The sequence below is a fragment of the Pseudomonas sp. IT-232MI5 genome, assembly GCF_949767845.1.
Lineage (GTDB): Bacteria > Pseudomonadota > Gammaproteobacteria > Pseudomonadales > Pseudomonadaceae > Aquipseudomonas.
Genome location: NZ_CATKQE010000005.1, coordinates 21,223 through 33,710 on the forward strand (window position 1 = coordinate 21,223; position 12,488 = coordinate 33,710).

At 59.2% G+C, this 12,488-nt stretch carries 9 protein-coding genes; all 9 read left to right on the forward strand.

What is annotated here, in order from left to right; translation table 11 throughout:
• The first annotated feature begins 125 nt into the window (after nt 1-125).
• The 9 genes from ACM6JQ_RS04895 (at nt 126) to ACM6JQ_RS04935 (ending at nt 12,476) form a co-directional block, all read left to right on the forward strand.
• Complete coding sequence (locus ACM6JQ_RS04895) at nt 126-3,146, forward strand: beta strand repeat-containing protein (protein WP_414893330.1); 3,021 nt, start codon at nt 126-128, stop codon at nt 3,144-3,146.
• Between the two features lie 270 nt (nt 3,147-3,416).
• Nucleotides 3,417-5,405, forward strand: a complete 1,989-nt coding sequence (locus ACM6JQ_RS04900; protein WP_414893331.1) for a calcium-binding protein — start codon at nt 3,417-3,419, stop codon at nt 5,403-5,405.
• 783 nt (nt 5,406-6,188) lie between these two features.
• Nucleotides 6,189-6,962 (forward strand): glucose-1-phosphate cytidylyltransferase, encoded by a 774-nt coding sequence (rfbF, locus tag ACM6JQ_RS04905; protein ID WP_414893332.1) that lies wholly within the window; start codon nt 6,189-6,191, stop codon nt 6,960-6,962.
• On the forward strand, nt 6,944-8,026 hold the full coding sequence (gene rfbG, locus ACM6JQ_RS04910) for a CDP-glucose 4,6-dehydratase (RefSeq protein WP_007920090.1): 1,083 nt from the start codon (nt 6,944-6,946) through the stop codon (nt 8,024-8,026). Before rfbF ends, rfbG begins: the two co-directional genes overlap by 19 nt.
• Nucleotides 8,023-8,583, forward strand: coding sequence for a dTDP-4-dehydrorhamnose 3,5-epimerase family protein (locus tag ACM6JQ_RS04915; protein ID WP_007920088.1), 561 nt, complete (start codon nt 8,023-8,025; stop codon nt 8,581-8,583). The genes rfbG and ACM6JQ_RS04915 overlap by 4 nt, the downstream gene beginning before the upstream one ends.
• The gene (locus ACM6JQ_RS04920) at nt 8,580-9,806 is read left to right on the forward strand and encodes a methyltransferase domain-containing protein (RefSeq protein WP_414893333.1); all 1,227 of its coding nucleotides are present in this window, start codon (nt 8,580-8,582) and stop codon (nt 9,804-9,806) included. The genes ACM6JQ_RS04915 and ACM6JQ_RS04920 overlap by 4 nt, the downstream gene beginning before the upstream one ends.
• Nucleotides 9,803-10,654: an NAD-dependent epimerase/dehydratase family protein gene (locus ACM6JQ_RS04925; protein ID WP_414893334.1), complete on the forward strand. Its 852-nt coding sequence runs from the start codon at nt 9,803-9,805 to the stop codon at nt 10,652-10,654. Before ACM6JQ_RS04920 ends, ACM6JQ_RS04925 begins: the two co-directional genes overlap by 4 nt.
• Nucleotides 10,651-11,721 carry a class I SAM-dependent methyltransferase gene (locus ACM6JQ_RS04930; protein ID WP_414893335.1) on the forward strand — a complete coding sequence of 357 codons (1,071 nt, stop codon included), beginning with the start codon at nt 10,651-10,653 and terminating at the stop codon, nt 11,719-11,721. The genes ACM6JQ_RS04925 and ACM6JQ_RS04930 overlap by 4 nt, the downstream gene beginning before the upstream one ends.
• Before the next feature lie 17 nt (nt 11,722-11,738).
• Entirely contained in the window at nt 11,739-12,476 is a 738-nt protein-coding gene (locus ACM6JQ_RS04935) for a cephalosporin hydroxylase family protein (RefSeq protein ID WP_007920080.1), read from the forward strand.
• The last annotated feature ends 12 nt before the right edge of the window (nt 12,477-12,488 follow it).

A 12,488-nucleotide genomic window follows, 5' to 3' on the forward strand; every position in this document is an offset into this window, starting at 1 on the left:
CCGACGCTCAAGCTTCGCGTCTTTGCAGTCGATATCAACACATTCGTGGGTTTAGAGCGCTTGCCGCGAGGATGTTGATCGCCGCGCATGCCGGTACCGGTTCACAACAAGGCAAGGAAGAAGTAATGGCGGTTATTAACGGAACTAACGGCGCGGATACGCTGACGGGTACCAGTGGGGATGACGAGATCAACGGTCTGGCCGGTAATGATCTGATTAAGGGCAGTGCCGGTGCGGACAAGATTGATGGCGGTGACGGGACCGCTGACGTGGTGGATTACTCGGCGTCTGCGCAAGCGATCAACGTTGACCTCTCGGGTCTGGCCGGTACGGGGGGCGACGCTCAAGGCGATACCCTGACCAACATCGAGAAGGTTATCGGCACGGCGTTCAACGACACATTAACCGCGCAAAAGGGTGGCGCCACCTTTGAGGGCGGCGCAGGGAATGACGTTTACATCCTCAACAATGGCGGTACGGTGATCGAGCAAGCGGGGGGCGGCGATGATGAAGTGCGCTCCAGTTTTGGTCAGATCTATCTGAGCGCTAACGTCGAACGCCTGACGTATACCAGTACGGGGGATTTCATTGGCTGGGGCAATGCCAGCGATAACATCCTCACAGGTGGCGTTGGTAACGACTTGTTGTATGGCGGTGCGGGTGCCGATCAGTTTATAGGCGGCGCCGGTATCGACACCGCCAGTTATGGTGATAGCACCGTGGGTGTCAGCATCAACCTGAAAACCGGGGTCAATTCCGGGATCGCGGCGGGAGATACTTACGCTGGCATCGAGGTGATCAAAGGGTCGGGCGCGAATGACACGTTCATTGCCGACAGTCGGGTGTTCGCTTTTGATGGCAGTGGCGGAACTGGCGATGTGGTCGATTACTCGACATCGTCCGCAGCGATCACTGTTGATCTGGTTTCTGCAGGAACAGGTCGTGCCGGCATCGGTGGCGATGCTCAGGGCGATACGCTGACCGGTATCGAAAAAGTCATCGGTACGGCATTCAACGACACGCTCAGTGTCAATGGCGGTACGTTCACCCTGGAAGGCGGTGCCGGCGATGATGTGTACATCATCAATGGCACTCGCGTCACCACAGTGATCGAGCAGGCGGGTGGCGGCAACGATGAAGTGCGTACCAACTACGATATTCAATCGCTGGCCGCCGACGTCGAACGACTGACCTACACCGGTACAACGGCATTCACCGGTTACGGTAACGCCAGTGACAACATCATCACGGGTGGCATCGGCAACGATATATTGCTCGGCGGTGGCGGTGCAGACCAGTTCATCGGCGGTGCGGGCATGGACACCGTTGATTACACCGACAGTCCGGTGGGCGTGACGCTCAACCTCAAGACTGGAGTGAACTCCGGAATCGGCGCGGGTGATACCTACACGAGCATTGAGGCAATCAAGGGTTCGGGCGCCAATGACACGTTCATTGCCGACAGCCGAGTGTTTGCGTTTGATGGCGGTGGTGGAACCGGTGATGTGGTTGACTACTCGACATCTGCCGAGTCCATCAACGTCGATATCCGCAGCGGGGGAGCGGGTCGTGCCGGCATCGGCGGTGATGCTCAGGGCGATACCCTGTTCAATATCGAGAAGGTCATCGGCACGGCGCTCAACGACACATTCAATGTCGACGGTGCCACTGCAACGTTTGAAGGGGGGGGCGGCGATGACGTTTATGTCATCAATGGTGCCGGCGGTACGGTCATCGAACAGGCAGGTGGCGGCTATGACGAAGTGCGCAGCAACTTCGGCCAGATCTACCTGAGCGCCAATGTCGAGCGCCTCACCTACACCGGCTCCGGAGCATTCATTGGCTGGGGGAACGCCAGCGATAACATCATCACTGGCGGATCTGGCAATGATCTGTTTTACGGTGGTGCAGGTGCCGACCTGTTTATCGGCGGCGCGGGTATCGATACCGTCAGTTACAACGACAGTGCGGTGGGCGTCAGCATCGACCTGAAAACAGGGATCAATTCCGGTATTGCTGCTGGAGATACTTACGTCGGTATCGAGGCTTTCAGAGGCACAGCAATCAATGACGTTTTCATCGGCGCCGATACGGCCACCACTTTCGATGGTTTGGGTGGCTTCAATATGGTCAGCTACGAACACTCTGACGGTGCTATCACCATTGATCTGAAAACCGGTATCAATGCCGGCGATGCGGCTGGCGATACCTACGCCTCGATCCAGTTTTTCCAAGGCAGCAGCTTTGACGACACCTTGTCCGGAACGGCTTCTGGCGACAACTTGATCGGCGGTGCGGGCGCCGACCGGATTGACGGGCGCGAAGGGCATGACGTTGCCTGGTACGCCAACAGCACGGCTGGCGTGACGGTTAATCTGCAAACCAACATCAATCAGGGCGGGGATGCGCAAGGAGACGTCCTGCTCAACATCGAACGAGTCATCGGCAGCCAATACAACGACACATTGACGGGGACTTCAGCCGTTGATTTTCTCGAAGGCTATGCCGGGAGCGACGTTATTTATGGCGGTGACGGGGCAGACTACATCTACGGCGGTCTGGCGTCTTTGATCGGCCCTCTTACCAATCCAGGAGCCGATACCGGTGCGCAGGCTGACACGTTGTATGGCGGAAATGGTAACGACACCCTCCTGACTGCCGCCAATGACACCGGCAGCCGGGCTTACGGCGAGGCGGGCAGTGATGTTATTACAGTGAATTCCGGCATGGCCGATGGCGGTGAGGGCAACGATTTGCTCACAGGAACAGGTCTGGGCTTTGCTCTGTTTGGCGGTGCCGGGGATGATCAACTGGTGCTCAAATCCAGCGGTTTTGCCAATGGTGGTGAAGGTGACGACATTTACACGATCGGCACGCCGGGACTGGTGACGATCCAGGATGACGGTGTAAGTCATGGCGATAAGCTAGTGTTGTCGTACATCAAAAGCTCTGAATTGCAGATCGATCGTGTCGGCGATGATCTTTATCTGCACCGATTGAGTTTCAACGTGGGTGACACTCCACAGGAGGGTGTGCGGCTCAAAGACTGGTTCGCCGGTTCCGATACCATCGAGCAAATCCAGACGGCCAACGGAGAAGTCATCAACCTGCCGGCCAACAGTGACGCGTTTGCCATGTTTGGCTGATCGCTGAATCGAACACCATCGCTCCCGCAACGGGATTGAGGGTGTAGGCAATACTGCTGAGGGCGAACCCGATCTCCGGGTTCGCCCTTTCTTGTCTCTGGAGAAACCTTCTTACACACCCGTCGACACTTTCTCGTGTGCAGGCTCAAGGTTTGGGTTTTTGCAGTCGATACCTCTTTATTCGTTTACTCATCCGGCAGGGATTGCACGCTTGAACGGTCTCTCTCTGCCGACAGAACCGCTTTCAACAACAACGCAAGGAAGACGTAAATGTCAGTAGTGAATGGAACGAGTGAAGCGGATGTCCTCTTGGGCACCGACGATAATGACGAACTCTATGGACTGGAGTCGGATGATGTACTGATCGGCAGTGCAGGTTCTGATGTGCTGGATGGCGGAGAAGGGTTCGACACGGCGACCTATTACGCGATTTCGTCGGGTGTCAGTGTCGAGTTCGGCAAAGATGCCACGACTGTCGCAGGGGCTGAAGGCAAGGTCGACACCCTCATCGGTGTCGAGAAAGTCTTCGGTACGTTCCACAACGATACGTTTACCAGTTCGGTCGGCGGTGTGACGTTCGAGGGTAGCGTCGGGGATGATCTGTACATCGTCGACAGTGAGGGTGTGGCAATTGTCGAGGAAGACAATGCGGGTTATGACGAACTGCGCACCAGCCTCAACACCCTCAAGATGGACCCGTTCATTGAAAAGCTGACCTTCACCGGCACCGGCGATTTCAAGGCTTACGGCAATGCCAGTGACAACGAAATCATTGGCGGTGCCGGTAACGACTGGCTGTGGGGTGGGGATGGTGCCGATCACTTCGTTGGTGGTGATGGCTACGATACGGTCAGCTATAGCGACAGTCTTGAAGGCGTGAGAGTCGAAGACTTTGCCAACTTTGACGGGCTGACCATTGCCTACGGTGACACCTTCACCGGCATTGAAGCGCTGCAGGGTTCGGGCTTCGATGATGTGATTTATCGTCACAAAGACTTTATGAGCATCGACGGTAGTGACGGCCATGACACCGTGAGTTATCGCTACGCTTTCGATCCGGTCAACATTTTGATCGGCGGCGGTGTCAACGCGGCGGGCGACACGCTGATTAATGTGGAAGAGGTTATTGGTTCCACCGATGCCGACCACTTCACCGTGAACACCAGTGGTGTGGTCGTCGCTGGCGGTGGCGGTGACGATGTCTACACAATCAACAGCACCGGTGTGACCGTCGAGGAAATCGAAGGCTACATGGGGGGGACCGATCGCGTGTACACCAGCCTGTCCGAGTTGAGACTGAGTGCGTTCGTTGAAAACCTGACCTATACCGGCAGCGCTGACTTCGTTGGCTACGGCAATGACGAGAACAACACCATCGTCTCCGGCGCCGGCAATGATGTGCTGTTGGGCGGTGCGGGTGCCGATAACTTTGAGGGTGGCGCTGGTATCGACATCGTCAGCTATGACGACAGTAGCGAAGGCTTGAGCGCTTCGCTGAAATGGGGCGTGCAGAGTGGTATTGCGTTCCACGATGTTTACATCGATATCGAAGGCTTGCGTGGTAGCCAGTTCAATGACGTTCTTGAGGGCGACTGGGGCGATAACATTCTTGAAGGCGGCGCGGGCGACGACCAGATTCAGGGTGGCGATGGCAACGATCACATCTACGGCGGTCTGGCTTCAGGTCTCGACGTTGCGGGGCAGTCCGACAGCTTGTCCGGTGGTGCGGGTGATGATGTCATCGTTGCTGCGCGCGACGATCTGTTCACGTGGGTCAGCGGCGATGAGGGCAATGACATCATTACGCTCGGCCGTGGCCTCGCCCATGGCGGTCAAGGCAATGACGTGATCACCGGCACTGGTAGCCACTACACGTTGACAGGAGACGAAGGCGACGACCTGCTGATCCTCAATCTGGCCGGTCAGTCGACCTCCGGCGGCAGTGCCTATGGCGGTCAGGGCGATGACACCTACGTGGTCAACACCACCGGCCTGGTGACGATCCAGGATGAGGGCTGGGATCTGAACGACACCCTGATCCTCAACACGATCGCCAACGCCAGCCAGTTGAACGTTACCCGCATCGGTGATGACGCTTATCTGCACAGTGCCAATGACGGCAGCACTGGTGTGCCGGACAACGGCGTGAAACTGGCGGGCTGGTACGCCGGGTTCAACAACATCGAGCACATCCAGACCGCCGATGGTCAGGCGTTTGAGCTGCCGGTGAGTGGTGATGGGTTTGCCATGTTTGGGTAGTCGTTTGCATTGTTGATCTGGCTTGTGGAAAGGGATGAATCTTTGGGTTCATCCCTTTTTTTGTCTGGGGCTTGGCGGCCTTTGGGCCGACCATGCTCTTGGGGGTTTGGGTGTGTATCCGTTGCTGCGGGTGTTGCTGATCAGGGTTCCGCCCTTACGGCGGGTCACCTTTTCCAAACGCCGAAAAGGTAACCCAAAAGGCTTGCTCCTACGTGCGGCCCGCTCGCTGGGGCTCGGGGTTCCTTCGCTGCGGGATCGATCCGGGCGCAGCGCCTACGGTTTGCTTCGCTGCACCTCCTCTCGCTGTGTTTGGCTGCGCCAAACGGTCGCTGCGCTCCCACGCCCGGATCAATCCCTGCACTCAGCCTTCCGACGTCGCCCGTGGATCAAGATCAAGAGCAGGCGAGCTGACACTCGGCCTATTGAGTGGTGAGGAGCGCGGGTGTTCGGCTTTTGATTTGCGTTGTTGCTGCCCCTCACCCCAGCCCTCTCCCGAGGGAGAGGGAGCCGATTTTTGGGCTTTTCGAAGCCTGAGTTCGACTCGGTATCGCACGTCGGCGTACCTCGCCCAAACACCACGGTCAGTCCCCTCTCCCTTTGGGAGAGGGTTAGGGTGAGGGGCTTGTGGAGCTGGCGCGTTTCCTGCAAGTCCCCTGTAAATCGCCATAAAACGAGCGCTCGCGGTCACTCCAGCGGCGCACGGATCGGCAAAAGGTTTAGCCAGAAGGCCCGCAAAGCTCAAGAAAGCGGCGCGCAGCCCGGTGAAGAACAAGAGGGGAGACGATGAAGGCAGTTATTTTGGCGGGTGGCCTCGGCACGCGCATCAGTGAAGAGTCGCACCTCAAGCCCAAGCCGATGATCGAGATCGGCGGCAAGCCAATTCTCTGGCACATCATGAAGCAGTATTCCGCCCACGGGATTCATGACTTCGTGATCTGCCTCGGCTACAAGGGCTATGCGATCAAGGACTTCTTCGCCAACTACTTCCTGCACACCTCCGACGTCACCTTCAACATGCGCGAAAATCGCATGGACGTGCACCAGAATTACAGCGAACCGTGGAGCGTCACCCTGATCGACACCGGTGAGGAAACCATGACCGGTGGCCGGCTGCTGCGGGCCGGCCGTTATCTGCAGGATGAAGAGGCGTTCTGCTTCACCTATGGCGACGGCGTTTCCGATATCAACATCGCTCAGCTTGTGGATTACCACCAAGCTCACGGTCGTCTGGCGACCGTCACCGCTGTGCAACCGCCGGGTCGTTACGGCGCGCTTGAGCGTCAAGGCGATCAAGTGCTGGGCTTTACCGAAAAACCTCGTGGTGACGGTGGCTGGATCAACGGTGGCTTCTTCGTGCTCTCGCCAAAAGTGCTGCCGTACATCGCCGATGACGCTACCACTTGGGAAGCCGAGCCGCTGGCGCGTCTGGCGGCCGACGAACAGTTGAAAGCCTTTGAGCACGAAGGCTTCTGGCACCCGATGGACACCCTGCGCGACAAGAACCATCTCGAAGCGCTGTGGCTGAGCGGGGAGGCCCCATGGAAGCAATGGGCCTGAGTGCGGATTTCTGGCGCGGCAAACGCGTTCTCGTCACCGGACATACCGGTTTCAAAGGCAGTTGGCTGACCCTGTGGCTGCAAAGTCTCGGCGCGCAAGTCAGCGGTTTCTCCCTTGATCCTTCGACCGAGCCGAGCCTGTTTGAACTGGCGCGCGTGCACGAAGGCATCAACGATCAGCGTGGTGATTTGCGTGATCTGGGCGCCTTGCTGGAAATCATCGCCGACACCGAGCCGGAGATCGTGCTGCACCTGGCCGCGCAGCCGTTGGTGCGCGAAGGTTATCGCGATCCACTCGGGACCTATTCCAGCAACGTCATGGGCACGCTGAATCTGCTCGAAGCGATTCGTCAGGTCGGTTGCGTGCGTGCCTGCGTGCTGGTGACCACCGACAAGGTCTACGCCAACAAGGAATGGCTGTGGCCGTACCGCGAAGACGAAGCCCTCGGTGGCCACGATCCTTACAGCAGCAGCAAGGCTTGCTGTGAATTGCTCGCACAGTCTTATGCCGCGTCGTTTTTCCCGGCGGACAAATACGCCGAACACGGTCTGGCCCTGGCCACGGCGCGTGCCGGCAACGTCTTGGGCGGCGGTGACTTCGCTCCTGAGCGACTGATTCCCGACGTGCTCAAAGCGTGGACCGCCGACGAACCGGTGACCCTGCGCTATCCGCAAGCCGTACGCCCGTGGCAGCACGCGCTGGAGCCGCTGGCCGGTTACCTGCAACTGGCCGCCGGCCTCTACGAACAGGGCCCGGAATACGCCGGGGCGTGGAACTTTGGCCCGGGCGAAGCGGACATGTGCAGCGTCGGCGAAGTGGTTGAATTGCTTGCCAGCCGCTGGCCGCAGGCGCGCGGTTTGCGCATCGAGAAAAGCGAACTGCACGAGGCCGGCCTGCTGCGTCTGGACAGCAGCCGCGCCCGCCAGGTACTCGGCTGGCAGCCGCGCTGGACCTTGCAGCAGTGTCTGACGCAGACCCTCGACTGGCACCTGGCGTGGCAGAACGGCGATGACATGCGCAGCGTCACCCTCGGCCAATTGAACCTGTACCGAGGCGCGCTGTGAGCGAGTTTTCCCTGAAGGCGTTGCCGCTGGCCGGGTTGTTCAGCGTTCAGCACAAACGTTTCGAAGACCAGCGGGGGCACTTCGCTCGGCTGTTTTGCGAAGGCAGCCTGAGTGCGTTCGGCGCTGAGTTCCATATCCGTCAGATCAACCATTCCTGCACCCGTGAAAAGGGCAGTGTGCGCGGTCTGCATTATCAGAATGCCAATGCGCCGGAAGCCAAATTGATCACCTGTCTGCGCGGTGAAGTGTGGGACGTTGCGGTGGATCTGCGTCCTGACTCCGAAACGTTTCTGCACTGGCACGCCGAGCACCTCAAGGCTGGCGATGGCCGCAGCCTGTTGATCCCGGCCGGTTTCGCCCATGGTTTCCAGACCCTCACCGAGGACGCCGAACTGCTTTACCTGCACAGCGTCGATTACGCGCCGGAGCACGAGGGCGGTCTGTCGGTGAACGATCCACGGCTGGCGATTGCTTGGCCGTTGCCTGTCAATAATTTGTCAGCGCGTGATTCCAGCCATCCCGCGCTCGATCAACACTTTGCTGGAGTGCGTCTATGAACTGCCGTGGGTGCGCCGCACCGCTGAGCCTGCCGCTGATCGACCTCGGCACCTCGCCACCGTCCAACGCCTACGTGCACGCCGATCGCCTGGAACAGGCCGAGCAATGGGTGCCGTTGAAGGTCGCCGTGTGCCAGCAATGCTGGCTGGTACAGACCGAGGATTACACCAGTGCCGATAGCCTGTTCGATGCTGAGTACGCTTACTTCAGTTCGTTCTCCAGCACCTGGCTGGCTCATGCCGAGCGCTATGTCGCCGAGATGGTCGAGCGCTTTGGCCTGACCGCCGATAGCCGTGTGGTGGAAGTCGCCGCCAACGATGGTTACCTGTTGCAATACGTGGCGGGCCGGGGCATTCCGTGCCTCGGTGTTGAACCAACGCGCAGCACCGCGCAAGCGGCTCGGGAAAAAGGCCTGGAAATTCGTGAACTGTTCTTCGGTCGTGAGACTGCTGAGCAGTTGCAAGCCGAAGGCTGGGGCGCCGATCTGATGGCGGCCAACAACGTGCTCGCGCATGTGCCGGACATCAATGATTTCCTCGGCGGTTTCGCGACGCTACTCAAGCCGACCGGTGTGGCCACTTTCGAATTCCCGCAACTGCTGACACTGATGGCCGGCGCGCAGTTCGACACGCTGTATCACGAACACTATTCCTACTTGTCGCTGACCGCCGTGCAGACCCTGTGCGAGCGCAATGGCATGGAAGTGTTCGACGTCAGCCAACTAACCACCCATGGCGGTTCGTTGCGTGTATTCGTCCAGCGCAAGGACGGCGAGCGCCGCGCGGTACAAGCGGCGGTGCAACAACAGTTGCAAGCCGAACTGGATGCTGGGGTGAAAACCGCCGAGTACTACGCGACCCTCGCGCCCGCCGCTGAACGCATCAAGCATGAACTGCTGCGCTTTCTGCTGCAGGCCAAGGCCGACGGCAAACGTGTGGTCGGTTACGGCGCGGCGGCCAAGGGCAACACCTTGCTCAACTACGCCGGGGTCAAACCGGACCTGCTCGCCTGGGTGGCTGATGCCAACCCGCACAAGCAGGGTAAATTCCTGCCGGGCAGTCGCATTCCGATCGTTGCGCCCGCGCAAATCGATATCGAAAAACCGGATTACGTGCTGGTGCTGCCATGGAACCTGCTGCATGAAGTCAGCCAGCAACTGGCGCAAGTGCGTCGGTGGGATGGCCGCTTCGTGATCGCCGTGCCTGAGTTGAGCGTGCTGTGAAGGTTCTGGTCACTGGCGCCACAGGGTTTGTCGGTCGGCATCTGGTCGCGGCATTGCTTGCACGCGGCTGCGGTGTTCGCGCCGTGGCGCGCAACGCAGAAACCGCGCAAGGCATGCCTTGGATCAACGACGTTGAGTTCGTCAGCGCGGATATTCACGCCGCCGATCTCGATGTCGTTGCGTTGACCGCGGGTATCGATGCACTGGCGCATCTGGCCTGGCCGGGCTTGCCGAACTACCGGGCGCTGTTCCATTTGGAGCACAACCTGATGGCCGATTACCGCTTTATCAAAAGCGCGGTCGAGGCGGGCGTGCAGCAGGTGCTGGTGACCGGCACCTGTTTCGAGTACGGCATGCAAAGTGGGCCACTCAGCGAAAGCACCGAGCCGAAGCCGAGCAATCCTTACGGTCTGGCCAAGCACACGCTGCACCTGTTTCTGCAAAACCTGCAGCAGGAGTTGCCGTTCACTTTGCAGTGGGCGCGCCTGTTCTATCTGCATGGCGAAGGGCAAAACCCCAACAGTCTGTTGGCCGCGCTGGACCGGGCGATCGATGCCGGTGAGGCGTCGTTCAACATGTCCGCCGGTGAGCAGTTGCGCGATTTTCTGCCGATTGAACGCGCTGCCGGCTACCTCGCCGCGATCCTGCAAAAAACCGACTTCAACGGCGTGATCAATTGCGCCAGCGGCCAACCGGTGTCCGTGCGCGCGTTGGTCGAACAACGCCTGCGCGAACGCGACGTGTCGCTGCATCTGAACCTCGGCCACTACCCATACCCAACCCACGAACCGCTGGCGTTCTGGGCGGTGACCGAGCGTTTGCAACAGTTACTGGGAGAGCCGCAATGAGGCACGAGTTGTATTGGGTTACTGACCTACCGGTGCTGCAGAACCGCACCTTTGCCGATCCCGCGTCGGCGCAGGCCTCGGCCAGTGCCGACATGCTGTTGGTGCAGGACGAGCGCAGCGGTCTGATCTTCAACGCCGCGTTCGACGCTGACAAACTCAGCTACGACGCCGATTATCAGAACGAGCAGGCGCATTCCGGCCAGTTCCAGAAGCATTTGAGTGACGTCGAAGGCATCATCGCCAAGCACTTCAAGGGTCAGGAACTGATCGAAGTCGGCTGCGGCAAAGGCTATTTCCTTGAGCTGCTCAAAGGCCTCGGTTATTCGATCACCGGCATCGACCCGGCGTACGAAGGCGAAAACGCCGACGTGATCAAGGCGCCGTTCACCCGTGGTCTCGGGCTGGCGGCAGACGCCATCGTCCTGCGCCATGTGCTGGAGCATATTCAGGATCCGCTGAGCTTTCTCGCCGAAATCGCCAACGCCAATCAGGGCGGGCAGATCTACATCGAAGTGCCGTGCTTCGACTGGATTCTTGAGCACAAAGCCTGGTTCGACCTGTTCTACGAACACGTCAATTATTTCCGCCTCGATGACCTGCGCCGGCTGTTTGGCACGGTGCACGAGGCCGGTCACCTGTTCGGTGGCCAATACCTGTACATCGTCGCCGACCTGTCGACCTTGCGCCTGACTCCGGATCAACCGGTGCCGCGCCTGAGCCTGCCTGACGGTTTCACCGCCAGCCTCGATCGCGCCGTGCAGATCATTCAGTCCGCCCCCGAGCAGGGTTCGGCGATCTGGGGCGCTTCGTCCAAAGGCGTGATCTATTCGCTGTTCCTGCAACGTGCCGGTGTCGCGGTGGACCGTGTGGTGGATATCAACCCGGCCAAGCAGGGGCGTTATCTGCCGTTGAGCGGCGCGCGGGTGTCCTCGCCGCAAGAGGCGATGGACGCGTTGCCCGAAGGCGCCAACCTGTTTGTGATGAATTCCAATTACCTCGAAGAGATCAAGCGGATGACCGGTGGACGCTACGTCTATCACGCCGTCGACAGCGCTTCGTTTCAGTGACCCTTGAGATTATTAAAATGACCGACAACAGCATCAATCAAGCCTTCGAAGCCGAGTGCCGGGAACAGATTGCCCTGCAGGGTGACGACCAGAAACTCACCGGCCTGGCCCGCGATTTCTTCAACGAATCGGCCAAGCACAAGTACAGCTACCACTTCTCGTGGATGGGCCGTCCGATCATCCAGCTGCCACAAGACATGATGGCCATGCAGGAGATCATCTGGCAGGTCAAACCGGATCTGGTCATCGAGTGCGGCATCGCCCACGGCGGTTCGATCATCTACTACGCCTCGTTGCTGGAGCTGCAAGGCCACGGCGAAGTGCTGGGCATCGACCTCGACATTCGCCCGCACAACCGCGAAGCGATCGAAAGCCACCCGATGGCCAAGCGCATCAAGATGATCGAAGGTTCGAGCATCGACGCCGGCATTGCCGCCCAGGTGCAGGCTGCGGCCAAAGGCAAGAAAGTCATTCTGGTGCTCGACTCCAACCACACCCACGATCACGTACTGGAAGAGCTGCGTCTGTACGCACCGCTGGTGTCGGTCGACAGCTACTGCGTGGTCATGGACACCGTGGTTGAAGACATGCCGGCCGATTTCTTCCCGGATCGTCCGTGGGGCCCGGGCGACAACCCGAAAACCGCTGTGTGGAAATACCTCGAAGAGAACCAGGATTTCGAGATCGACCAGCAGTTGCAGAACAAGCTGTTGATCACCGTGGCGCCGGACGGCTATCTGCGTCGCGTCCGTTAATTCGCAACATCA

Bases quoted from the DNA above. Each gene is read 5' to 3' on its own strand.
- ACM6JQ_RS04895 (WP_414893330.1), top strand. From the start codon at position 126: ATGGCGGTTATTAACGGAACTAACGGCGCGGATACGCTGACGGGTACC.
- ACM6JQ_RS04900 (WP_414893331.1), top strand. From the start codon at position 3,417: ATGTCAGTAGTGAATGGAACGAGTGAAGCGGATGTCCTCTTGGGCACC.
- rfbF (WP_414893332.1), top strand. From the start codon at position 6,189: ATGAAGGCAGTTATTTTGGCGGGTGGCCTCGGCACGCGCATCAGTGAA.
- rfbG (WP_007920090.1), top strand. From the start codon at position 6,944: ATGGAAGCAATGGGCCTGAGTGCGGATTTCTGGCGCGGCAAACGCGTT.
- ACM6JQ_RS04920 (WP_414893333.1), top strand. From the start codon at position 8,580: ATGAACTGCCGTGGGTGCGCCGCACCGCTGAGCCTGCCGCTGATCGAC.
- ACM6JQ_RS04930 (WP_414893335.1), top strand. From the start codon at position 10,651: ATGAGGCACGAGTTGTATTGGGTTACTGACCTACCGGTGCTGCAGAAC.
- ACM6JQ_RS04935 (WP_007920080.1), top strand. From the start codon at position 11,739: ATGACCGACAACAGCATCAATCAAGCCTTCGAAGCCGAGTGCCGGGAA.